The following is a 21692-nucleotide window of genomic DNA, read 5'->3' on the forward strand; positions in this document are numbered from 1 at the left end:
AGGCCCCGGTCCGAGGACCGGGGCCAAACGCGGAGACGGGGGGATTTGAACCCCCGGTCGAGTTTTAACCCCGACCCTTCATTAGCAGTGAAGTCCATTCGGCCGCTCTGGCACGTCTCCAATTGCTATTCCTAGCCCACCAAGGATACGCAGATCCGGCCACGCAGTGCAAAACCGTCCCCGCCAAGGGCTTCAGGCCCAACGACAAAGAGCCGCGGAGGGGTTTCCAAAGGGTTCAGCCCGCCAGTGCCTTCCACAGGAAGTGCTGGCTCCGGGCCTGCAGCGCGGCCGCCTGCCGGTTGTCGGAGGCGCCGGCGTGCCCGCCTTCCAGGGCCTCGTGGAACCAGACATTGGGAATCCCCATGGCCAGCATCCGGGCTGCCATCTTGCGGGCCTGGACGGGTCCCACGCGGTCGTCCGAGGTTGCGGTCCAGATAAACGTTTCGGGATACTCCACGGCGTCCTTGAGCAGATGGTAGGGCGAGAACGTCCGGATGTAATCCCAATGTTCGGGAACATCCGGGTCCCCGTATTCGGCAATCCAGGAATGCCCGGCAGAGAGCCTGGTGTAGCGGCGCATGTCCAGCAGGGGCACCCCACAGGAGACTGCCCTGAACAGTTCCGGATACCGGGTGAGCATGTTCCCCACCAGGAGGCCGCCGTTGGAGCCGCCCACGCAGCCCAGCCGCCGCGGCGAGGTAACGCCGCGTGAGATCAGGTCGCGGGCCACGGCTGCAAAGTCCTCGTAGGCACGGTGCCGGTTTTCCTTCAGTGCCGCCCGGTGCCAGGCCGGTCCGTATTCGCCGCCGCCGCGGATGTTGGCCACCACGTATACGCCGCCCCGGGAGTGCGGAGCTTTGCCGTCGCTTCCGTCGGAGAGCGTGGTCCGCCGCTCCAGCCATGCCCGGCCCACCGTGCCGCTGTAGGCCGGGGTCTGAGACACTTCGAACCCGCCGTAGCCGGAGAGCTGGGTGGGGTTTTGCCCGTCCAGCGGCAGGCTGCGCGGAGCTATTTGGAAGTACGGGACCCGGGTGCCGTCGTCGGACACGGCGAAGTGCTGCTCCACCTCGTAGTCGCCGTCGTCAAAGAACGACGGCGAGGCCTTGACTGCCGCGTGCCGGCTCACCACGCCGGACGTCCCGGCACCCTCCGGCTTGGCGCGTTCCAGCGTGCCGCGCATCAGGGTGGTGGGGGTGGTGAAGCCGGTGGCGATGAGCCAGAAGTCGTCCCCGGCGCCCCCATCGGCAGGTTCTTCGTCCTCGTCGTCCACCGCGTACGCGTTCACGTCATGCAGCGGGGGGCAGGCGTCCAGGACCGTTGCCGCCCAGCCGCCGTCACCGTTGCCGGTGGGACGGGACGGGTCCAGCACCCGGATTTCGGAAGACACGTCCTTGAGCAGGTTGAGCAGCAGGAAGTTCCGCGTCCAGCTCCAGGACTGCAGGGAGGTGCGGGCGTCAGGAGTGAACAGGACGGTTGGCTGCCGGACCCCGGCCAGATAGCCCTCAAAATTGGCTGCCAGCAGGGAGCCGGACGGGTAGGTGGTGCCGTCCAGCACCCAGTCCTGCTGCGGGCGGAAGAGCAGCCATTCCCGGTGGGCGCTGACGTTGACGTCAGTGGGTACGTCGATCCGGACCCAGTCGCCGTCCCGCAGCACGAAGTTGGTGCGGTTGAAGAAGTCGATGTAGTCCACGGCGAAGGTACGCTCAAAGCCGGGTGTGGAGTCGTGCGCGGCCACGGCCATCATGTGGTCTTCGGGCACCTCGAAGAGCCTTGGGGCCGAGTCCAGGGCCTGGCCGCGCGTGAGGGTCACCGCGGTGCGCGCATAGGAGGAGGCCGTTTTCGGCAGGCCGTCCGCTGTGGAAGCCACCAGGAGCGTGTCCGCATCCAGCCAGGACACGTTGCCCTTCGCCGTCGGCAGGTCGAACCCGCCCTGGGCGGGATCGACAAAGCCGCGTGCCTCGACGTCGAACTCCCGGTAGCGGTTGGCGTCGCCGCCGTCGGGGGAAAGCGCGAGCAGCGCCAGCCGGTAGGGCTCGCCGGCTGCCGGGCGCAGGAACGTTGCACCGTGGAACACCCATTCTTCGCCTTCGGTGCGGGACAGCCGGTCCACATCCAGCAGGACGTCCCATTCCGGGGAATCGGTGCAATAGCTCTCCCAGGTGGTTCGCCGCCACAGGCCTTTAGGGTTCTGCTGGTCGCGCCAGAAGTTGTAGTACCAGTCCCCACGCTTGCCCACCATGGCGATCCGGTCCGTGGAGTCAAGGACTTCCAGGATGCTGGCCTCCAGCCCGGCGTAGTCTGCGTCTTCCAAAAGGTCCTCGGTACGGGAGTTCTGCTCCCTCACCCAGGCCAGCTGTTCCTCGCCGTAAATGTCCTCCAGCCACACATTTTCGTCGACGGGTTCCGGCGCCTTGTCCAGTAAGGCCGTCTCCAGGGAGGCGGTGCCGGAGGTGTGCCGGCCGGAACCGGGAACGGACTCTTGATCAGCTGCTGTGGTGGTCATGCGCCCCATCCAAACAACTGGGCCACATGCTGGCAAGTCAAGCGTTCCGGAGCGCAACCCTGTTTCAGCCCGTACGCTGGATGCCGTGGAAAAATCGCAGAGCATCCGGGCTGTCATCATCGGCGGCGGCCCCCGCGGCACCAGCGTGCTGGAGCGGCTGCTCGCCCACGCTGCTGCCGCGGGACGCTCCGTACGGCTCCACATCGACGTCGTGGACCCCTATCCTGCAGGTCCCGGACACGTATGGCAGCCGGACCAGTCCCGGCTGTTCCTCATGAACACCCAGTCCTTCTATCCCACGCTGATTCCCCAGGACCCGTCACTTCCCGCACCGGTTGCCGGCACCACCTTCGACCAGTGGCGCCTGAAGCAGCGTCGGGACCCGCTGCCCGCGCTCAGCGCCGGGGAACGGGCGGAACTGGCGGTCCTGGAGGCCACTGACTTTCCCAGCCGCGCCCTCTACGGACGCTACCTGCGCAGCACCCTTGACGAACTGCTGGGCAAGGCGCCCGGCGGTATCACGGTCGACTTCCACGAAACGTCGGCGCTGTCCGTGCGCCCTGCGGGGGACGGAAGGTTCGACGTCGGCCTTGCCACCGGAGCAGCCATCCACGCCAACTCCGTGGTGCTGGCTCTGGGACACATTCCGTCCAGGCTCAACCCCGAGCAGCGCGGACTCCAGGCCTCAGCCGCCCAGCTGGGGCTGCAGTACCTTCCCCCTGCCGTGCCAGCGGACGTCGACTGGTCCCGCATCCCGGCCGGCGAACCGGTCCTGGTCCGCGGGATGGGACTCAACTTCTTCGACACCATGGGCCAGCTCACCGAAGGCCGCGGGGGCAAATTCGTGTCAAACGGCAGCCGGCTCGACTACGAACCGTCCGGCCAGGAACCGCTGATCATCGCCGCATCCCGGCGCGGAACGCCTTACCGGGCAAAGGCGGCACTCAACGGCTACTACGCCTCGTCCATCACCCTGCGCTACCTCACCGAGGGAGCCATCGAGCGGCTGGCCAAAACAGGGATCCGTCCGTCCTTTGACCATGATCTCTGGCCGCTGCTGCACCGGGACGCCCTGTGGGCCTACTACTCCACACTGGTGCGCTCGCAGCCCGGCGCCGTGCCCGACGCGGCGGCATTCCTTGCGGCGCTGGAGGAGGCCCTCCAGCCGCACGCGCACAGCGCCGTTAATTGGGAAGACAGCGTGGAAAGCGTGCTGGCCGTCCACGTTGGCCCCCGCCACCGGCTTGACCTGCCGGGACTGGCGGCTCCACTGGCGGGCCGATCCTTCGCCTCCCGCCGCGAGCACGACGCCGCCGTGGTGGAGTTCCTGCTTGACGATGCACGCCGCTCCGCGCTGGGTGAGGACGATCCCGTCAAGATGGCCATTGGGGCGCTGCATCACGGACGTGCGGTCCTTAAAACAGCAGTGGCCGACGGCGGCATCACCGATGAGTCATGGGTCGCCGGGCTGCGTGGCTGGTTTGAGTCCTTTGTGGAGGGCCTGGCCAGCGGGCCGCCGGCGCTGCGTGCCGAACAGCTCGCCGCGCTGGCCAGGGCCGGGGTGGTGAGTTTCGTGGGGCCGGACCCGAAGTTTGGGGTGGACCGTAAAGCGGGGGTATTTACCGCTGCTTCGCCGTGGGTTTCCGGTCCGCCCGCCATGGCACGGACCATGGTGGAGGCCCTGGCTCCCGGGAACCGGGTCTCGGCCAACGATTCGCCCGTGCTGGCGCAGTTGCTGTCTGAGGGTTTGGTGCGGCCCAGGCTCATGATGACCCCCGAAGGCGCCCCCATCGAGTCCACCGGCCTGGATGTGGAGCCGCACCCGTACCGTCCGGTGGCCGCCAACGGCTCCGTGACCGAAGGCCTCTTCGTGCTGGGGCTGCAGTTGTCTTCCGCCCAGTGGGGAACTGCGATCGCTGCTGAGGCGGTCCAGGACGGCAGCCCCGCTTACCGCAGCGGCCAGCGCACCTTGCGCGATGCCGACGAGATCGCCGCCGCCATCCTCAGCAGGTTCTAACAAAAGGGCTCCACGGGCAGTGCAGGCGGGCGCGGAAGCCGCTATACCTGTTGGCCACTGGCGGCCCTGGGTGCTCGAAGCAAAAAACCCTGGCGGCCCTGGGTGCTCGAAGCAAAAAACCCCTGGCGGCCGATGCCGGCTGCCAGGGGTTCCCTTGCGGAAGGTAAGAGATTCGAACTCTTGGTACGGGGTTACCGCACACTGGTTTTCAAGACCAGCTCCTTCGGCCGCTCGGACAACCTTCCTCAGCTAGTAGTGTTTCATAGGCACTTGCCTGCAACAAAACAGGACCAGGGACGGTGCCCGGTGCACACTGGTTGCAGCCAGGATTTGAATCAGGAACGGGAGAAGTCCATGAAAGCCGTCTACATATCGGAACCGGGCGGCCCGGAAGTGCTGGAGGTCCGGGAGGTGGATGCCCCGGTGCCCGGCCAGGGCGAAGTGCTGATCGATGTGGTGGCGGCCGGCCTGAACCGGGCCGATGTCCAGCAGCGCCGCGGCTTCTATCCGCCGCCGCCCGGCGCATCGGAGGTCCCCGGGCTGGAAGTGTCGGGCCGGATAGCGGGCTTCGGCCCGGGCGTCAGCAAGCCTTTCTCCCTGGGGGACAAGGTAGTCGCCCTGCTGGCCGGCGGGGGGTATGCCACGCAGGTGGCGGTTCCTGCCGAGCAGGTACTGAGGGTGCCTGAAGGAGTGGACCTTGTCACCGCGGCGTCCCTCCCCGAGGTTGCCGCCACCGTGTACTCGAACCTGATCATGACGGCGCAGCTTCAGCCGGGCGAGACGGTCCTGGTCCATGGGGCCACCGGAGGCATTGGCACCATGGCCATCCAGCTTGCCAAGGCGTTCGGCGCCAAGGTGGCAACGACTGCCGGTACGGAAGAGAAGGTCAGCACCGCCAAGGCCTTCCTCGGCGCGGACATCGCCATCAATTACAAGGAGGAGGACTTCCCGGAGAGCCTCCGGCGGCAGAACGGCGGGAAGGGGGCGGACGTGATCCTGGACGTGGTCGGTGCCAAGTATCTTGCCCAGAACATCGATGCCCTGGCTGATTACGGACGCCTCGTGGTGATTGGACTGCAGGGCGGCGCCAAGGGGGAGCTGGACCTGGGGCTGCTGCTGAAGAAACGCGCTGCCGTGGTGGCCACTGCCCTGCGGCCCCGGCCCGTGGCGGAAAAGGGTGCCATCATGACCGCTGTCCGGGACGCGGTCTGGCCGCTGGTCGCCGATGGCAGGATCCGGCCGCTGGTGGCCAAGACCTTCCCGCTGGACCAGGTGGCGGCAGCCCACCGCTACTTCGACTCCGGCGACCACGTGGGGAAGGTCCTCCTGGTCATGTAAGCAGCCTGGGGTGCATACCCGGTATTGCCTTCACTGGTCTTGGGCGCTAGGCTCGATATACGCGGTATGCACGGGTCTTGGGGGCCTGTGCATGCCGGTCGTGACTAGCCCGGGGGAGCAACATGTCCATTCGCCACAGCCTCCTTGCCCTGCTGCAGGACCAGCCGCGTTACGGCTACCAGTTGCGGGTCGAGTTCGAGAACCGTACGGGAGCCACCTGGCCCCTGAATATCGGGCAGGTGTACACCACGCTGGACCGCCTTGAGCGCGATGCCCTGGTGGCCAAGGAAGGCGATGACGGTGAAGGCCACGTGGTGTACAGCCTTACCTCCGCCGGCAAGGCCGAGGTAAGGAACTGGTTCGCCGCCCCGGTGCAGCGGAACAACCCGCCACGCAACGAACTCGCCATCAAGCTCGCGCTCGCCGTCACCCTGCCTGGAGTGGACGTGCAGGCCATCATCCAGGCCCAGCGCGTGGAATCCATCCGCGTGCTGCAGGACTACACCAAGGCCCGCCGTGACACGGCAGCGAACCAACGGGCCGCGGATACGGCGTGGTTGCTGGTGCTCGACTCGCTGATCTTCCAGACGGAGGCGGAAGTCCGCTGGCTGGACCTTTGCGAAGCCAGAATGGTCCAGCAGGCGCAGGCCAACGCCGCCGGCGCAGCCCGGAAGCCGTCCAACGGGGCAACGGAAGACGCCCCGTTCAACGCGGACGGCCGCCGGTGAGCGTGCAAGGGCCGCAACAGGTCCCAAAACCCGCCAAAGGGGGCAGGGTATACGGGGAAGGCCCGACGGCGGTGGCTGCCCCCCGCGACTGTGCTGGGCCGTGATCCCTCCAGGGAGGCGTTGGGTGGGCTGGATGCCGACGGGATAGTGGTGACCACCCCCTGTTCCTCAGCGCAGCAGGCATCACCACAGGCCTGTCCCTGGCCGACGCCCGTGCCGGCCATGCAACGCCTGCCGCTGTCCAGACGGGACCGGCTAGCGGGAAGGCTCCGCCCGTCGTTCGTCGCCGGGTCGCTGCCGCTCACCGCACGGCCCGGCGCTGCGCCGCCGTCGGCCCTCTAAGGCGGAACCCGCGTTGGTAGGGTGCCCAGTAGCAAAAGTGGGATAACTCTCAAGGAGGAGACATGGCCGGAGTGCCTGACCAACGGAACAACGGATCCCGGGCGGGGGGCGGGCTGGCTACGGATCCGAATCTTCCGCCACCCGCCGTGGACGAGGCCAGGCTCGAGGCCGAAGACCGGAAATGGACCCCGGCAAAGATCGCACTCTGGGCCGCCATCGCCTTGCTGGGCGGCGTCGCCTGGTTCATGCTGGCCATTGTCCGCGGTGAAACCGTCAACGCCATCTGGTTTGTCTTCGCTTCAGTATGCACTTACCTGATCGGCTACCGCTTCTACTCCAAGGTGATCGAGCGCTACATCACCAAGCCGGACGACCGCCGCGCTACCCCGGCCGAGTACAAGGCCGACGGCAAGGACTACGTCCGCACCGACCGCAACGTACTATTCGGCCACCACTTCGCCGCAATCGCCGGGGCCGGGCCGCTGGTGGGCCCGGTCATCGCCGCCCAGATGGGCTACCTCCCCGGCACCATCTGGATCATTGTCGGCGTAGTCCTCGCCGGCGCCGTCCAGGACTACCTGGTCATGTTCTTCTCCATGCGCCGCGGCGGCCGCTCGCTCGGCCAGATGGCCCGCGAGGAACTCGGCGTCATCGGCGGCACGGCCGCCCTCATCGCCACCCTGCTCATCATGGTGATCATCGTGGCCATCCTGGCGCTCGTCGTCGTCAATGCCCTGGGCGAAAGCCCCTGGGGTGTGTTCTCCGTGGGCATGACCATACCCATTGCCCTGTTCATGGGCGTTTACCTCCGCTACCTGCGCCCCGGCAAGGTCATGGAAGTCTCCGTCATCGGCTTCGTCCTGCTGATGGCCGCCATCATGGGCGGTGGCGCGGTGGCCGGCACCGAATGGGGAGCCGCGTTCTTCCACCTTGACAAGGTGACCATCGCCTGGGGCCTGCTCATCTACGGCTTCGTCGCGGCGATCCTGCCCGTGTGGCTCCTCCTGGCCCCGCGTGACTACCTCTCCACCTTCATGAAGATCGGCGTGATCGTGATGCTCGCGCTGGCCATCATCGTGGTCCGGCCCGAAGTCAGCGTCCCGGCCTTCAGTGAGTTCGCCTCCCGTGAGAACGGACCGGTGCTGTCCGGTGCGCTGTTCCCCTTCCTCTTCGTCACCATCGCCTGCGGTGCCCTGTCCGGTTTCCACGCCCTGATCTCGTCCGGAACCACCCCCAAGCTGGTGGAGAAGGAACGTCAGACCCGGTACATCGGCTACGGCGGCATGCTGATGGAGTCCTTCGTGGCCATCATGGCCCTGGTGGCCGCGATCTCGATTGACCGCGGCCTGTACTTCGCCATGAACGCCCCCGCAGCGCTCACCGGCGGAACCGCGGAGGCGGCAGCCACGTGGGTCAACAGCCTGGGCCTCAGCGGCGTGAACATCACCCCCGGCCTGCTCCGCGAAACGGCCGCGAACGTGGGGGAGCAGAGCATTGTGTCCCGGACAGGCGGTGCACCCACCCTGGCCGTGGGCCTGGCGCACATCATGCACCAGTTCGTGGGCGGGACGGCCATGATGGGCTTCTGGTACCACTTCGCCATCATGTTCGAGGCGCTCTTCATCCTCACGGCAGTGGACGCCGGAACACGCGTTGCCCGGTTCATGCTGCAGGACTCGATCGGCAACTTCGTCCCCAAGTTCAAGGAGGCCTCCTGGCGTCCCGGTGCCTGGCTCTGCACCGCCATCATGGTGGCCGCTTGGGGCGCCGTGCTGCTCATGGGCGTCACCGATCCGCTGGGCGGAATCAACACCCTGTTCCCGCTGTTCGGCATCGCCAACCAGCTGCTCGCCGCCATCGCGCTGGCCGTGGTCCTGGCCATCGTCGCCAAACGAGGAACCTTCAAGTACCTGTGGATTGTCGCCCTGCCGCTGGCCTTCGCCGCCGTGGTGACCATCACCGCGAGCTACCAGAAGATCTTCTCGCCCGTCCCGGCCGTGGGGTACTTCGCCAACAACGCAGCCTTCAGCAAGGCCCTGGCGGACGGCAAGACCGAGTTCGGAACCGCCAAGACCGTGGCGGCCATGGAGGCAGTGGTCCGCAACACCGCCATCCAGGGCTGGCTGTCCGTGATCTTCGTGGTGCTGAGCATCATCGTGATTGTGACGGCCGTGCTCGCCACCCTAAAAGCGTTCCGGGACAGGGCGGCAGGGACAGCCACCACGGACAACGAGGACCCATTTGTTCCGTCACGGGTGTTTGCCCCGGCCGGGCTGGTGCCCACCACTGCTGAGCGCGAGCTGGCCGCCGAATGGGAGAAAGTTCCGGCGGACGCCCGCCTTGAGCGGGCAGGGCACTGATGAGCAGCGGCATCGCCCTGGTGGCCAACGGGTTCCGCGGCTTCGCCCGGTACCTCGGCGGCGTCATGGGCGCGGACGCGTACGCCAAGTACCTGGAACACCACAGGGCGGCGGGGCACCAGGACGCGCCGCTCAGCGAGCGGGAGTTCTGGCGGGACCGCACGGACCGCCAGGACAGCAACCCGCAGGGCAGGTGCTGCTGATTGAGCCCGCAGCGGACAGGGCGTCCGGAGGGCGTTCATGGAGTGGCCCGGGGCCCGATGGCGCATGAGAGTATGAACGCATGAGCGATCCCAATGACACTCAGGCAGCTGAGGACCTCCCGGTAGAAGGCACCCCCGTTGACGACGACCCGTCGCCGCTCCAGGCGTCGCGGGGAACGGACGGAAGGCCGCAGCGCAGCAGCCTGCACGACCTTGTTGACGAACCGGCCAAGGTGATGCGGATCGGCACCATGATCAGGCAGTTGCTGGAAGAGGTAAAGTCCGCACCCCTGGACGAGGCCGCGAGGGGGCGGCTGGCAGCCATCCACAAGCGTTCCATCAAGGAGCTGGAGGACGGCCTTGCCCCCGAGCTGGTGGCTGAACTGGACAGGATCAACCTGCCGTTCTCCGACAATGCCACCCCCTCGGATGCTGAACTCCGCATCGCCCAGGCCCAGCTGGTGGGCTGGCTGGAAGGCCTGTTCCATGGCATCCAGACGGCCATCGCGGCGCAGAACGCCGCCCGGGAACACGCTGCGGCACAGCTGCAGCTTCGCCAACTGCCGCCGGGCACCATGATTGCGCCCGGCGTCGTCATCGGTGAAAACGGTGAGCCGCAGCGTGCGCCGGCCGGGGCACGGCCGCCCGCGCAGGGCGCGCCCAACCAGCGCGACGAGTCGGACCACGGTCCGGGGCAGTACCTGTAGGTTCCGCTTGGGCTTTTTCAGTGCTGCCAGGCAGGGGCGCAGGGACGACGCGGAACTGGGCAAGGGGCTGTGGCGCCGCGCCCATGACCGCTTCCACCGGGGACTTGACCGCTTCCACCAGGTGCTTGAGGGCGTGGAGGATGACCAGCTGTACGCCGAGCTGGTGGAGATCGCCAATGAACTCGCTGCCCTGCTGCAGCGGGTCAGAGCGGTGTGCATGGAGGCCCAGCGGCGCGCGCCCAGTGACGGCCTGGACATTCCGGCATCCCTCGCGGACGTGCATAGGTCCCTGTCCAAGGCGGGCAATTCACTTGCCACGACGGCCGAAGCAGCAGCCATGCTTCGGCTGGCCGTTGGTCCCGTACCCGTAGGGGCGGCGTCGGTCCGGCGCCGTGCCGACGCCGTCTTCCAGCAGGTGGACGACGCCGAGCGGCAGCTGCGCGGGGGCAAGTTGCCTTAGCCGCAGCGGATTATTCCCAGTTCGGAAGCATACTTTCCGGTTAAGCGTCTGGCTGACAGCGCCGAAAATGGCAGCGCCGGGTCCGGCGGCTTTGGCAGGATGAAGTCATGACTCTTTCACCTACCTTGACTTTCAACGACGGAAACACGATTCCCCAGCTCGGCTACGGTGTGTGGCAGGTTGAGGACGACGTGGCTGAAAAGGTTGTCCGCCAGGCATTCGAAGCCGGCTTCCGCCACATCGACACGGCAAAGATCTATGGCAACGAGGCCGGTGTGGGCCGCGCCATCGCCGGTTCGGGCCTGTCGCCGGAGCAGATCTTCATCACCACCAAGCTGTGGAACGCGGACCAGGGATACGAGTCGACCCTCGCCGCCTTCGAGGAATCCATGGACCGGCTGGGCCTGGAAACGCTGGACCTCTACCTGATCCACTGGATGCAGCCCAAGCAGGACAAGTACGTTGACACTTGGAAGGCGCTGATCGAGCTCCAGAAGCGCGGCCGCGTCAAGTCAATTGGCGTCTCCAACTTCACCGTCGAGGGCCTGCAGCGCATCATCGACGAAACGGGCGTAGTGCCGGCCATCCACCAGATCGAGCTGCACCCCTACTTCAACCAGGGCGAACTGCGTGAGTTCGCAGCGTCGAAGGGCATCCTGACCCAGGCCTGGTCCCCCCTGGGGCAGGGCGGCGAGCTGCTGAAGGACCCCACCATCGCGTCCATCGCTGAGAAGCACCAGGCCACCCCGGCCCAGGTAGTCATCGCCTGGCACCTGGCGATTGGCAACGTGGTCATTCCCAAGTCCGTGACCGAGTCACGCATCAAGGAGAACTTCGCAGGCCTCGAGGTGTCCTTGGACGCCGAGGACGTCGAAGCCATCAACAACCTGGACCGGACCGCCGGCGGCGAAGGCCGCATCGGTGCCGATCCTGCGGTCTCCGACTTCGCCTAGACCGCGACGGCGGCACCGGCCCGACCGGCCGGCAACCGCCGCCGAACCGACGTCAGCCCGTGCTGCCGGCCATCGCCGGGCAGCACGGGCTGACGCCGTTAAGGGTCCTGGACCCGCGGAGGGCGTTCCGGGGAGAGCTCAGGCAGCCGCCTGGATGTGCTCCACGGTAATGGCGTCCACTACGGCCCAGCTGTCTTCGCCGTGGCAGTGGCGGCAGGCGAAGCGTTCCGCCTCTTCCAGCGTCTCAAAGACTTCGGCCCGGGCCCGGCCGCAATCGGCGTCAAAGTACGTTACGTGAAATTCCTGTACTGCCTGGTTTTCCATGAATCCAGTCTGCAACCGGGGTCTGACATTCTGTGGAACCAGGGCCGCGTGTTGTCACGACGGGAGCAATCAAAGCCTGGATCACCGGCCCTCTTCAAGCACTGGGCCGGAACTTGCCGTTCCCCGTACCTTCAGTGTGAGCGCAGTCAATGCGAGCATCCCAAGCCCCGTCCACACGAGTGTTCCGCTCCAGATTTCAGGCGGGAAGCTGAGCGCGCCGTCATGGATAGCCACCCCTGCGAAATAGGGCCCCCAGAACACGATGGGGCACAGGCCTGCCGCGGCCATGATCCTTCCCGGGCGGTCGGGAGCCGGACGTACCAGAGCCCACACCAGGCCCACCAGGAGGGCACCGGCGAGGGCTGCCGGGATAAGCCAGGCGTCCCGCAGCGCCACCATGGTCTGCAGGGCCGCGGAGGGGAGCAGCACCATGGCCGCAGGAACCGCGGCGTGCAGGCGCCACCGCAAGGACATCAACAGGACAGGAACGAAGAGCGCCACCGTGGAGACGAGGAAGGTTGCCAGCGAGATCATGATGCTTGACGACGTCGGGCCCGTCACCGTGGGCGGGGCCCCGCCTGCGGTGACGTACGTCTGGACGAGCCCGTGGCGGGCGAAGACGGCGAACTCCTGCAGGATGAACGCTGCAACCATTCCTGCGAGCATGGCGCTCACCGCGGCGGGGATGAGTTGTTGCCATGGCCGCCTGGGAGCATTCCAGGCTGCGGAGAACGGGGCACCGAGAATGAGGAAGCCGCCGGTCGCGAGCCCCAGATGGGACGGGCTGAAGAGGGCACTGATGTTTTGTTCAATACCGAATGCCGAATGCCAGGCGAAGTCGCCCAGTCCGGATGCCAGGAAGAGGACCACGCCGGCAACAGCGGCCCCGTGTCCGGCAGGAATTGCTTCCGTCCATGGGGTGCCCGCGGCGTGCCGGCGCCAGGTGAGGGCCGCGATCCACACGGCACAGGCTGCAAAGCCCGAATAGAGGATCGCGTGCCACGGGGTGAAGAAGGTCTCGAGCCCGCGGAGGTTGTTGTGGGCCCAGCCGTCGACATAGGTCCCGGCCAGGAGCCAGACACCGGCCGCGAGGGTGACGACGTCTTCAGCGGCCGTTGTGGGGCGGTGGACCGAAACAGGTGGTACTGCGAAAGCACGGGTTGCTGCGGCATCCATAGGTCAACAGTAAGTCCGGGCGCCGTCCAGGGCGAGAGAGTTTCCGGACCGGAGCCATGGGACTTTAGTGGTTGTCCAGGCGCAGCACCCTCTCCTGCGCAAGCATGGCTGTGCGGCTGGCTTTTTCTGCCGCCCGCTTCGCCTGTTTCGCTTCGGCGGAAGTGCCCGCAACCTGCTTGCGGGCGCGCTCCAGGCTTTCTTCCGCGGACTTGAGCCGGGCGCGCAGCTCCGCTGTCTCCTGCTGCAGTTCCACAATCCTGCTGCGGGTTTGCTCTTCCTGCTCCTGCAGTTCAGCGGCCAGCCGGGACGCCTCCCCTTCTGCGGCCTGCGCCTCCGCCAGGGCCGCCCTGGCGCGTTCCAGCGCCGGCGGTGAGGCCGCTCGCGGAGTCTGCCGGACGGCCTCAAGCCGGGGCTTGTCTGGTTTCGGTTCCGGTCCAAGGGCCGCCGTCGTCCGCGTTTTTGCTGACGGCTCCCTTGCCGACTGCCCCCTGGACGTAGTTGTCTTTGGCGCTGTTGTCTCCGGGGCCCGGCGGGCAGCGCCCGCGTCTTCCGTGGACCGCGCCGGAAGCAGCCCGGGGAGGGCTACCGCCCCTTCAAGGTCGACGTCATTGACGCCGTCCGCAGAGAGGACTTTCAACAGGCGCCCGCTGCCGACGGCGCTGGCCGCGCCTTGGTCTGCCGTCAGGGCCCGGAGGGTTTCCTCGACATCGGAAGCCATCGTGTCGCTGACGGACCGGCCCTGTTCCCGGGCGACGGACCGGGCGGTGTCCACGGCGTCGGCGAGCATGGTGCGGCGTTCACGGCCCAGTTCGCGCAGGGCGGGAGCATCAAGCGAGTCCTGGGCTGACCGCATCCGCTCCCCAAGTTCGCCGAGCCCCGCCAGAACGTCCGGCCGGTGCCGTGCAAGCATGTTCACTGCCCACGCAGCGACGGACGGCTTTGGCAGGCCGCGGACCGCCGCCGCCAAATCCTTATCCCGGTGCGCCACCTCCTTGGCCGCGGCGGCACGGGCGGACACGAAGTTGTCCAGCGCCCCGGCATACAGGCGGTCCGCAATGTCCGCCAGGGCTTCGTCTTCCATGCCGCCATCTTAGGTGCCTGCCGGCGGGCTCCCGCAGGCATCGGGGCCTGCAGCCCGGTGAACGTCCCGGTGACGCAGCGCCCCGGGGACCCTGTTACTCACCGGCTGGGAGGGGTATGTTGCTCGAATGGACGATTCATACCAGGTCATTGTGGTTGGCGGCGGTTTCGCAGGAAAGGCGGCGGCTGAGGAGTTGGGCCGCAAGGGCGTCCGGGTGCTGCTGCTCGATGCGAACAGCTACCAGCAGTTCCAGCCGCTCCTTTACCAAGTGGCTGCTTCCCAGATTGGTGTTTCCGCAGTCACCCGGCCACTCCGGTCGGAGTTCCGCAGGATCAATAACGTCCGCGTCCTGACTGCGGAAGTGACCGCGATTGACGCGGCCAACCGGACGGTCACCACCGCGGACGGGTCCAGTTACCGCGCGCGGATCCTGGTCATCGCCACGGGGGCGGTGCCGAACTTCTTCAACACCCCCGGCGCTGATGAGCACGCCTATCCTTTGTACTCGGTGGCCGACGCAACGCGGCTCAGCGCTGCCATTACCGCAGCCCTGGACGAGGCCGACCGCGAGCCGTCCGCCGAAGCTGACGTGATCGTGGTGGGGGGAGGCCCCACCGGCGTGGAGACTGCCGGGGCGCTCGCGGAGAACGTCAAGTACCTCGTGCCAAAGTACTTCTCACCGGGGCTGGCAGCCCGATGCCATGTCCACCTGGTGGACATGGTTCCCAATGTGCTGGCTGCCTTTTCGGAGAAGTCGCAGGCCTACGCCCGGGACCGGCTGACAAAACTTGGAGTCCAGCTGCATATGGGCCAGCCAGTGGGTGAAGTGCGCACCGACGGAGTGACCCTTAAGGACGGGACCGTCATCCCCGCACGGATCGTTGTGTGGGCGGGCGGGCTGCAGGCCGGACGGATCATCACTGAGTCGGGCCTGAAGCAGGGCAGGGGCGGCCGTGTGGACGTGCAGCCTGACCTGACCGCACCTGACCTCGAGGGCGTCTACGTTCTGGGCGACTCCGCCAACATCACCGATGCGGACGGCAACAAACTTCCCCAGCTGGGGTCGGTGGCCCAGCAGTCGGGGAAGTGGGCTGCACGTAACATCTATGCGGACCTGACCGGCGGCAGGCGGGAGCCCTTCCGGTACTGGGACAAAGGGTACATGGCCATGGTGGGGCGCGGAGCAGCGGTGGCGGAATTGGGCCGCCGGCGCCTGCAGCTGCAGGGTCCGCTGGCATTCGTATCGTGGCTGGCGGTCCACCTTGCCCTGCTCCCGGGCTTCCAGCAGAAAGTCCGGGCACTGTTCTCCTGGGCAAACGGCTACGTCACCCATAGCCCGTCGCAGGTAGTGGTGGGCAGGCCCTACTAGTTCCTGCCATGACGCTCGGGCGGCCCGGGCCACGGAGGCCGTGCCGCCGTCGTCATATCTTTTCGAAACTCACCAGCCGGGCCGCCGCCGTCCATCCCGACGCCTCGTAGGACGCAGCGGCCTCTTGTGCGACCACCATGTGCAGGTACTCTGCGCCGTGGATGAAGGCCTCTTCGGCCATGGCCGCGAAGAGCGCCCGTTCCAGCGTCTCCTTTTCCGGCCCCTCGGGCAGCTCCCTGATGGCCACCGCCGCGAAATCGTCCCGGACCTGGATGCGCCCCCGTGCCACGGGGCGGTCAAAGAGGGTGATTTCGACGGCGTCGAACGTCTCCATGGGTGCCAGCGCCACCTGGGCATTCTCAGGCAGCTCCACACCCGTACTCAGCTCCGCAGTGGGGGCCATGAGCAGCACCCGCTCGGACACCGGGGTGAGGCCCCCGGGGGCCGGACCGTCCGCAGCGCCGGATTCGGCGGTAACCAGGGTGAGGCGGATCCCTTCGGCCGCTGCCTTGGCTGCAAGCTCCTCCGTGCCCGGGCCCGGCCAGCCCGTTATGTACTCCCGGCTTTCGGACGACTGCTCCGCGCCGGTCCCGACGGCGAACCCGTGGCTGGCGGCCTCGGCCGGACGTTCCTGGAGGTCGGCCCAGGCAGGAACCCAGCCGGTCGTTGGGATGTCGTGCTGTTCCGGCATGGGGAATTCCTAACGTGTGGCAGCAGCAGGACCGTGAGCTGGCATCCACCGCTGATGGGCAGGGCTTCCCTTTCAACGTATCGGATCAGCCCGTGGCCCGCCACCGGAGCTGCAGGACGTTCTCAGGCCAGATGGGTGAAGGACATTCCTGCCGCCAGCAGCTTGTCTACGGCCTGTTTCACGCCCTCGGCTGTTCCGCCGCTGGGATGGTTGCCGTGGCATATCACCACGTCCCCGGGCCGGGCCTTTCCCACTTCCCTGGCGACGACGGGGGCCGGGTAGGTTGCGCCGCCGTCGCCGTTGACGCTGAAGCCCACTGGCTTCACATCCAACGCCTTCAGGATGTCTACAGCGACGTCATCCATGAACGCCGTGCCTGGCCGGAAGTATCGCGGACGCGTGCCGGTGATGCCTGCCAGCACGCCGTCATTGGGCATGACCTCGTCATAGACTTCCCCGGCATTCCTGGTGCCCGGGATGCCATAGGCCGTGTTGCCGGTGGTGGACAGCGGCTTATGGGAGGTGCCGTGGTTCGCGATTTCAAAGAGCGGATCGGCTGCCAGTTGCCGGGCCGCGGCGGGGTTGGCGGTGATCCACCGCGAATTCAGGAAGAGCGTTGCGGGAATGTGGCGCTGGCGCAGAGTGTCCAGCAGTGCCTGGTCGAGGCTGCTGCCGCCAGGACCGCCGCAAAAGTCGAAGGTGAGGGCGATTCCCTGGGGCGCGGCTGATAGCCGTGTGAGGACGCCGGGGGCTTCCAGGCCCCAGTAGCGGGCCGGACGCTTGCCAAAGGTGTCCACGATCTGCGCCCGCGATGCCGCAGGGGGCGCGGAACGGGCCGGTGCAGGCGAATCGCCGTCGGGGCCCGTATCCAGGACCGGCGAAGAGACAGCAGTGTTGTCATTTTCCCCCGCCCCTCCCTGTGCTTCCGGCCCGTGCTCTGGGTGCGGCTGAAGGTCCGGGACGGCTGACGTTAATGTCAGCACGGCGGCCAGGAGGACTGCCCTGCGGCCGGGTCCTTTGCCGTCCTGGCCAAGGTGCCTGGGTGCGTTGCCCGGTGCAGGCGGTTCTGCGTCTGGGCGCCAAACAGCAGCCTGAAAGCGGGGGGTCATGAGGGGAGGATACCCCGGCTGCCTTGCCGTTTGCTGAACCTTGGCCTGAAGCGGCGGCGTCGTGTGTAACAAAGGCTTTTCGCCACCGTTTGGGGATTCCTTGCCCGACGTGGATGCGGGCCGCCGCAGCGCATCCGGTTCGTTTTGCCGGATGACCTCTTGGACCACAGGGGGAGGGTTCCTCCTGTGCGAGGAACAGGGAGCGCGGTACCGGAGGGGAACCGGCGCAGCGACCGGTTATCTTGACGCTTTCCCAACGACAAAGATCACCGTGGCACGCTGAGCGGAAGGTGCAGGACCACTGGATTTCGTGGATACCGGGACTTTTGCCCCTGTGCGGCTAATTGCCGGCCGGGTTTACTTGTGCGTTGGAATGGGCAGAGCGCCCGCTCCCGGGGCCGTGGACCCCGGGAGGAGAGCAAAGGAGACAGTGCCAGGCAATGAATCTCAAAGATCGTTGGGGACACCTCGACCCTGCCACCCGGAAGTGGTTCATGGACAACCCGGGCTGCCAGATACTCCCGCGGACAATCACCGCTGTCATCTCGAAAGAGACAGGGGAAAACCTTCCCACCGGCCTCCACGGAGAGGCGCCGATCTCACGAGAGGACCAGGACTTCATCCGTTCAAAGGTCAATGAGCGCAACGGCTGAACACGCGCGACGAGGCCGGTTATTTCATCTGCCCACTCAACCTTTCCCGGGAGCGGGACCGGGATAGCCGGTTAAGACTTCCGGAGACCAGTTCAGGCTGCTCCCTGAGTTTCCCCGGGCCGGGTTTCTTCCCCGCTTAGACGGGCGTGTTCGTCAATGCGCCGATCCCCTCGATTTCGATACGGACGCCATCGCCGCGCCCAGCCGCTTTTGCTCATTCATCCGGCCGGAGAAACGGCAGGGCCGGTCGGTCAGGGGGAGAGCTTGGTTACATTTGCGGTGGAACGGTCTGGCCGGGAGCGCACCCGGGTACGTTGGAGCTGACGGAGTGGCTGCCCGCGCGGGGCCGGTCATCCGCGAACAGCGAGGAGTTGCAGAAGTATGGCGCGGCGCGCGGCGAGGTTTCCTGGCGAATACTTTGCACTCAGTCCGGCGACGAACGATCACCTTGCGGCGCTCCGGGTCGGGGTCAGCGTCGCGGTGCCTTTGTTAGTTCTGCTGGCCATGGGCCGGCCGGACCTTTCCATCTACGCAGTCTTCGGCGCTTTCACTGGAATGTACGGAAGGGATGAACGCCACCAGCTGCGTCTGTTCCACCAGTTGACGGCCGCGGTCCTGCTCGTCTCCGGGGTCACGGTCGGTGCCGTGCTTTCAGCAACGCACGCCGGCCCGCTGGGCCTCCTGGCTATTGAGCCGCTGGCCGCCGGGGTCGCGTCCTTGGCGGCAGACCGGGCAAACCTGAAACCCGTCGGCCCGTTCTTTTGCATCTTCGCCCTCGGTGCCTGCGCGTCCGTTTCGCCGATAGCCCCGGTGCTGGACGTTGTCGCGGTGGCAGCAGTAGCTGCTGCGTTCTCGGTTGCGGTGGGTTTCGCCGGCTGGGCGCGTCGACGACCGTCCTGGGAGGCCGGGGTCCGGCGGGTTGTGCCGGTGCTTAGGGGGGCCAGGCTCCGCGTAGCCTTGCTTCACGCCCTCGCCTACGTCCTGGCGGTCGGTGCGGCCGGCGCCGCTGGACAACTCACCGGGAACGGCCATGGGTATTGGGCTATGGCTGCCGCTGCTGTACCCCTTGCCGGCGCAGATTTTGCCGGTCGTATCCGGCGTGGACTCAATCGGATCCTGGGAACGTTCCTGGGCCTGGGCGTAACGGCGCTGATCCTGTACCAACACCCTGCCGCAGTGCTTCTGGTGGTATGCATTGCCGCGTTGCAGTTCCCCTCCGAGCTGTTCATGACTCGGCACTACGGCCTGGCGCTGGTATTCTTCACACCCCTGATTTTGATCATGACGTTCCTGGCGCACCCGATGGATCCGGGCACCCTGATTAGGGACCGCGGACTTGAAACATTGATCGGCGCCATCATCGGCATGGTTGTCGCCGTCCTCCTCCTTGGCCGTGGCAGGCTGCGGTCGAGCTGACCGGAGAGGCAACGGAGGCGGGAATGCCCTGCCGGTCCGTCTGCACCACGCGGGGTTCGTGGCCGGGCGCCTGATCTGCGTCGTGGCAGCCGTCAGTCCTGGGGCTTGTTCTTCGGCGGCGCGGTCCGCCTGAGTTCGGCGATGCGCAGCCGCAGGAACATGATGAGCAGGACCAGGGCGTACGCCGCCAGGACACCCAGCGCGACGGTGAGGATCGCGAAGACGGCGCTCATGAGGCCGAAGACGGGGAGAGGACTGACCGGTGCTGCTGGCGGGCTCGCCTGGATGGAAGAGGCTGTCGTGCAGCCCGACAGCGTTGCCGAAGCCAGCAGGGCTGCGCCGCCCAGTCCCACTGCCCGCCTCCCGTGCCCGATGCGCCCAAAGCCGGTCGAGCGTTTCACTCTTGTTCCCCCAAACAGTTCAACCCGGGCCGATTCCCGGGTTGAGGGGATCCTAGCCCAGCCATCTGTCTGTCAGAAGCGGGGCACGGAAAAGGCGCGCTCCGTTCGCTGAGCGCGCCCTTCCCGGTATGCCTGTCAGTCCTTGAAGGCGTCCTTGACCTTTTCGCCGGCCTGCTTCACGTCGCCCTTGGCCTGGTCAGCCTGGCCTTCGGCCTTCAGGCTTTCATCGCCTGTGGCGCTGCCGGCCGCTTCCTTGCCCTTGCCGCCGGCCTTCTCGGCGGCGTTCTCAATCTTGTCGCCCAATCCCATGGTGTTTCCTCCTCTGGTTGGTAGCCGTTCGCATTCGGCTATACCCATACTAAGCATGCTTAGGAATTGGAACGCAAGTCCCTGGGGTGATTTGGTCGCCGGCAGCACAATTCGCTGCTGCTTTTCATATGTCGTCCCAAGTACCCCTGCCGGTGCCCAGGATGGGTGCAGGCAGCGATAATGCCGATCATCGGGAGGGCCCCCCGGGGTGCGACACCCCGGCCGGTCCCAGCTGTGATTGGGTAACCCAGTAGGCTCAAAGGGATATGCCCAGATTCACACTCATGCGCAAAGTATCCGCCAGCAAAATCTGTGCGGCATTGACGACCGCCGCTCTGCTGGCGGTCACTGCCGTGCCGACGGCCAGCGCAGACGATGCGCCGCCCTCCGGCTACCCGTCGTGGGCCGACGTCCAGGCCGCCCGGGCCAATGCCGACGCCAAGAGTGCCGAGATCCAAAAAATCAACGATCTTCTGAACGGACTGGAGCAACAGGCTTCCGCGCTCGGGGCCGCGGCGGTCAAAGCGGGTCAGGCCTACGCCCTGGCGCGCAACGAGCTTGACGCCTCCACCGCGAAGCTGAGCGCCCTCAAGGACAAGACCGACACGGCGCATGCAATCGCAGCAAAGCTGAAGCGGCAAGCAGGAGCCCTCGCGGCCCAGGACTACATGACAGGCGGAAACGACCTGGGACCCCTGACGGTGATGAATACTTTGCAGAGCCCGGACGGGCTGCAGAAGCTGGACGTCCTGCAGATCGTTACCCAGCGGACCACCGATCTCTACGCTAGTTCGCGCGCCGCGGAGGCGGTTGCCTCGTCCCTCGATGCGCAGCAGGCAGTGGTGCAGGCTGAGAACCAGCGGCTTGCCGACGACGCCCAATCAAAACTTGTTGCCGCACAGGACGCGCAACGGGACGCGCAGCAGAAGGTGGCCGAGGAAACGGCGCATAGTGACACCCTCAATGCCCAGCTGGCCACCTTGAAGGACACCAGCGCCGCCGTCGAAGAAAACTACCGTGCCGGGGTCGAGGCCGAGGCCGCCTATGAGGCCCAGCAGGCCGCCCGCCAGCGTGCAGCAGAAGCAGCGGCGGCAGCAGCAGCCGCGGCGGCGGCCGAGGCCGCCAAGTCCGCCGCCCCGTCCCCGGTCCGCCCCCAGGAAGACGTGCTGCTGCCGAACATTCCCGGCGGGGCGGTCAATGATCCCGCCGGTGCACAGGCTTACGCTTCCAGCCAGTTAGGTGCGCACGGATGGGGCGGGGACCAGATGACCTGCCTGCTCAAGCTGTGGAATCAGGAATCGAGCTGGATGACTAACGCAACAAACCCCTCCAGCGGAGCTTACGGTGTCGCGCAGGCCCTTCCACCGGAGAAGTATTCCTCCACGGGGGCTGATTGGCTGACCAGCTACCGTACCCAGATCAACTGGGGGCTTGGATACATCGCGGCGCGGTACGGCTCCCCCTGCGGAGCCTGGGATCACGAAATGTCCAACAACTGGTACTGAGCTGAGCTTTTCCGTGCCCGCGGCCTAAGTAGCGCCCGGGCCACGGT

Annotated in this window: 20 protein-coding genes and 2 tRNA genes; 12 read left to right on the forward strand and 10 right to left on the reverse strand. The window is 66.7% G+C overall.

Going from position 1 to position 21692, the window contains the following annotated elements; all coding sequences use genetic code 11:
* Positions 1-30 precede the first annotated feature (30 nt).
* Together AB0313_RS12910 and AB0313_RS12915 are read right to left on the reverse strand one after the other, a co-directional pair.
* Positions 31-120, reverse strand: a tRNA-Ser gene (locus AB0313_RS12910).
* 115 nt (positions 121-235) lie between these two features.
* Positions 236-2503: a prolyl oligopeptidase family serine peptidase gene (locus tag AB0313_RS12915; RefSeq protein ID WP_366305940.1), complete on the reverse strand. Its 2268-nt coding sequence runs from the start codon at positions 2501-2503 to the stop codon at positions 236-238.
* Positions 2504-2588: 85 nt separating this feature from the next.
* Here AB0313_RS12915 and AB0313_RS12920 point away from each other — a divergent pair, with 85 nt between their 5' ends.
* Entirely contained in the window at positions 2589-4520 is a 1932-nt protein-coding gene (locus AB0313_RS12920; protein ID WP_366305942.1) for an FAD/NAD(P)-binding protein, read from the forward strand.
* A 157-nt stretch (positions 4521-4677) separates the two neighbouring features.
* On the opposite strand, the gene AB0313_RS12925 is transcribed toward AB0313_RS12920, so the two are convergent.
* A tRNA-Ser gene (locus AB0313_RS12925) sits at positions 4678-4765 on the reverse strand.
* Between the two features lie 109 nt (positions 4766-4874).
* On the opposite strand from AB0313_RS12925, the gene AB0313_RS12930 reads away from it, so the two are divergent.
* The 7 genes from AB0313_RS12930 (at position 4875) to AB0313_RS12960 (ending at position 11611) form a co-directional block, all read left to right on the forward strand.
* Complete coding sequence (locus AB0313_RS12930) at positions 4875-5858, forward strand: NAD(P)H-quinone oxidoreductase (RefSeq protein ID WP_141943716.1); 984 nt, start codon at positions 4875-4877, stop codon at positions 5856-5858.
* A 122-nt stretch (positions 5859-5980) separates the two neighbouring features.
* Positions 5981-6586, forward strand: a complete 606-nt coding sequence (locus tag AB0313_RS12935) for a PadR family transcriptional regulator (protein ID WP_366305944.1) — start codon at positions 5981-5983, stop codon at positions 6584-6586.
* Between the two features lie 404 nt (positions 6587-6990).
* Positions 6991-9288, forward strand: coding sequence for a carbon starvation CstA family protein (locus AB0313_RS12940; protein WP_366305946.1), 2298 nt, complete (start codon positions 6991-6993; stop codon positions 9286-9288).
* Positions 9288-9491, forward strand: coding sequence for a YbdD/YjiX family protein (locus AB0313_RS12945; protein ID WP_366305947.1), 204 nt, complete (start codon positions 9288-9290; stop codon positions 9489-9491). The genes AB0313_RS12940 and AB0313_RS12945 overlap by 1 nt, the downstream gene beginning before the upstream one ends.
* 80 nt (positions 9492-9571) lie before the next feature.
* Positions 9572-10198 (forward strand): bacterial proteasome activator family protein, encoded by a 627-nt coding sequence (locus tag AB0313_RS12950; protein WP_141943708.1) that lies wholly within the window; start codon positions 9572-9574, stop codon positions 10196-10198.
* A 7-nt stretch (positions 10199-10205) separates the two neighbouring features.
* Positions 10206-10658 (forward strand): hypothetical protein, encoded by a 453-nt coding sequence (locus AB0313_RS12955; RefSeq protein ID WP_366305949.1) that lies wholly within the window; start codon positions 10206-10208, stop codon positions 10656-10658.
* Between the two features lie 107 nt (positions 10659-10765).
* The gene (locus tag AB0313_RS12960; RefSeq protein WP_366305951.1) at positions 10766-11611 is read left to right on the forward strand and encodes an aldo/keto reductase; all 846 of its coding nucleotides are present in this window, start codon (positions 10766-10768) and stop codon (positions 11609-11611) included.
* Positions 11612-11749: 138 nt separating this feature from the next.
* On the opposite strand, the gene AB0313_RS12965 is transcribed toward AB0313_RS12960, so the two are convergent.
* The 3 genes from AB0313_RS12965 to AB0313_RS12975 all read right to left on the reverse strand — a co-directional run bounded on the left by AB0313_RS12965 (position 11750) and on the right by AB0313_RS12975 (position 14192).
* Positions 11750-11935 (reverse strand): hypothetical protein, encoded by a 186-nt coding sequence (locus AB0313_RS12965; protein ID WP_141943703.1) that lies wholly within the window; start codon positions 11933-11935, stop codon positions 11750-11752.
* Between the two features lie 81 nt (positions 11936-12016).
* The gene (locus tag AB0313_RS12970) at positions 12017-13111 is read right to left on the reverse strand and encodes a hypothetical protein (protein ID WP_366305953.1); all 1095 of its coding nucleotides are present in this window, start codon (positions 13109-13111) and stop codon (positions 12017-12019) included.
* A 64-nt stretch (positions 13112-13175) separates the two neighbouring features.
* Positions 13176-14192 carry a hypothetical protein gene (locus tag AB0313_RS12975; RefSeq protein ID WP_366305955.1) on the reverse strand — a complete coding sequence of 339 codons (1017 nt, stop codon included), beginning with the start codon at positions 14190-14192 and terminating at the stop codon, positions 13176-13178.
* Positions 14193-14319: 127 nt separating this feature from the next.
* Here AB0313_RS12975 and AB0313_RS12980 point away from each other — a divergent pair, with 127 nt between their 5' ends.
* Positions 14320-15561: an NAD(P)/FAD-dependent oxidoreductase gene (locus AB0313_RS12980; RefSeq protein ID WP_366305956.1), complete on the forward strand. Its 1242-nt coding sequence runs from the start codon at positions 14320-14322 to the stop codon at positions 15559-15561.
* Between the two features lie 52 nt (positions 15562-15613).
* Here the strand turns inward: AB0313_RS12980 and AB0313_RS12985 are convergent, their stop codons facing one another.
* On the reverse strand, positions 15614-16252 hold the full coding sequence (locus AB0313_RS12985) for a hypothetical protein (protein WP_366305958.1): 639 nt from the start codon (positions 16250-16252) through the stop codon (positions 15614-15616).
* Between the two features lie 122 nt (positions 16253-16374).
* Positions 16375-17361, reverse strand: coding sequence for a polysaccharide deacetylase family protein (locus AB0313_RS12990; RefSeq protein ID WP_366305960.1), 987 nt, complete (start codon positions 17359-17361; stop codon positions 16375-16377).
* A gap of 440 nt (positions 17362-17801) precedes the next feature.
* Here AB0313_RS12990 and AB0313_RS12995 point away from each other — a divergent pair, with 440 nt between their 5' ends.
* Together AB0313_RS12995 and AB0313_RS13000 are read left to right on the forward strand one after the other, a co-directional pair.
* A complete protein-coding gene (locus AB0313_RS12995) occupies positions 17802-18014 on the forward strand; it encodes a hypothetical protein (RefSeq protein ID WP_141943691.1) in 213 nt (70 codons plus the stop codon).
* 480 nt (positions 18015-18494) lie between these two features.
* Positions 18495-19430: an FUSC family protein gene (locus tag AB0313_RS13000; RefSeq protein WP_366305962.1), complete on the forward strand. Its 936-nt coding sequence runs from the start codon at positions 18495-18497 to the stop codon at positions 19428-19430.
* A 92-nt stretch (positions 19431-19522) separates the two neighbouring features.
* On the opposite strand, the gene AB0313_RS13005 is transcribed toward AB0313_RS13000, so the two are convergent.
* Positions 19523-19831 carry a hypothetical protein gene (locus AB0313_RS13005; RefSeq protein ID WP_141943688.1) on the reverse strand — a complete coding sequence of 103 codons (309 nt, stop codon included), beginning with the start codon at positions 19829-19831 and terminating at the stop codon, positions 19523-19525.
* 135 nt (positions 19832-19966) lie between these two features.
* Positions 19967-20140, reverse strand: a complete 174-nt coding sequence (locus AB0313_RS13010; RefSeq protein ID WP_141943686.1) for a CsbD family protein — start codon at positions 20138-20140, stop codon at positions 19967-19969.
* A 266-nt stretch (positions 20141-20406) separates the two neighbouring features.
* Between AB0313_RS13010 and AB0313_RS13015 the strand changes: the two genes are divergently transcribed.
* On the forward strand, positions 20407-21645 hold the full coding sequence (locus tag AB0313_RS13015) for a transglycosylase (RefSeq protein ID WP_366305965.1): 1239 nt from the start codon (positions 20407-20409) through the stop codon (positions 21643-21645).
* The last annotated feature ends 47 nt before the right edge of the window (positions 21646-21692 follow it).

The sequence above is a fragment of the Pseudarthrobacter sp. NPDC080039 genome (assembly GCF_040702335.1).
Lineage (GTDB): Bacteria > Actinomycetota > Actinomycetes > Actinomycetales > Micrococcaceae > Arthrobacter > Arthrobacter enclensis_A.

Bases quoted from the DNA above. Each gene is read 5' to 3' on its own strand.
- AB0313_RS12915 (WP_366305940.1), bottom strand. From the start codon at position 2,503: ATGACCACCACAGCAGCTGATCAAGAGTCCGTTCCCGGTTCCGGCCGG.
- AB0313_RS12930 (WP_141943716.1), top strand. From the start codon at position 4,875: ATGAAAGCCGTCTACATATCGGAACCGGGCGGCCCGGAAGTGCTGGAG.
- AB0313_RS12935 (WP_366305944.1), top strand. From the start codon at position 5,981: ATGTCCATTCGCCACAGCCTCCTTGCCCTGCTGCAGGACCAGCCGCGT.
- AB0313_RS12940 (WP_366305946.1), top strand. From the start codon at position 6,991: ATGGCCGGAGTGCCTGACCAACGGAACAACGGATCCCGGGCGGGGGGC.
- AB0313_RS12945 (WP_366305947.1), top strand. From the start codon at position 9,288: ATGAGCAGCGGCATCGCCCTGGTGGCCAACGGGTTCCGCGGCTTCGCC.
- AB0313_RS12950 (WP_141943708.1), top strand. From the start codon at position 9,572: ATGAGCGATCCCAATGACACTCAGGCAGCTGAGGACCTCCCGGTAGAA.
- AB0313_RS12960 (WP_366305951.1), top strand. From the start codon at position 10,766: ATGACTCTTTCACCTACCTTGACTTTCAACGACGGAAACACGATTCCC.
- AB0313_RS12965 (WP_141943703.1), bottom strand. From the start codon at position 11,935: ATGGAAAACCAGGCAGTACAGGAATTTCACGTAACGTACTTTGACGCC.
- AB0313_RS12970 (WP_366305953.1), bottom strand. From the start codon at position 13,111: ATGGATGCCGCAGCAACCCGTGCTTTCGCAGTACCACCTGTTTCGGTC.
- AB0313_RS12975 (WP_366305955.1), bottom strand. From the start codon at position 14,192: ATGGAAGACGAAGCCCTGGCGGACATTGCGGACCGCCTGTATGCCGGG.
- AB0313_RS12980 (WP_366305956.1), top strand. From the start codon at position 14,320: ATGGACGATTCATACCAGGTCATTGTGGTTGGCGGCGGTTTCGCAGGA.
- AB0313_RS12985 (WP_366305958.1), bottom strand. From the start codon at position 16,252: ATGCCGGAACAGCACGACATCCCAACGACCGGCTGGGTTCCTGCCTGG.
- AB0313_RS12990 (WP_366305960.1), bottom strand. From the start codon at position 17,361: ATGACCCCCCGCTTTCAGGCTGCTGTTTGGCGCCCAGACGCAGAACCG.
- AB0313_RS12995 (WP_141943691.1), top strand. From the start codon at position 17,802: ATGAATCTCAAAGATCGTTGGGGACACCTCGACCCTGCCACCCGGAAG.
- AB0313_RS13010 (WP_141943686.1), bottom strand. From the start codon at position 20,140: ATGGGATTGGGCGACAAGATTGAGAACGCCGCCGAGAAGGCCGGCGGC.
- AB0313_RS13015 (WP_366305965.1), top strand. From the start codon at position 20,407: ATGCCCAGATTCACACTCATGCGCAAAGTATCCGCCAGCAAAATCTGT.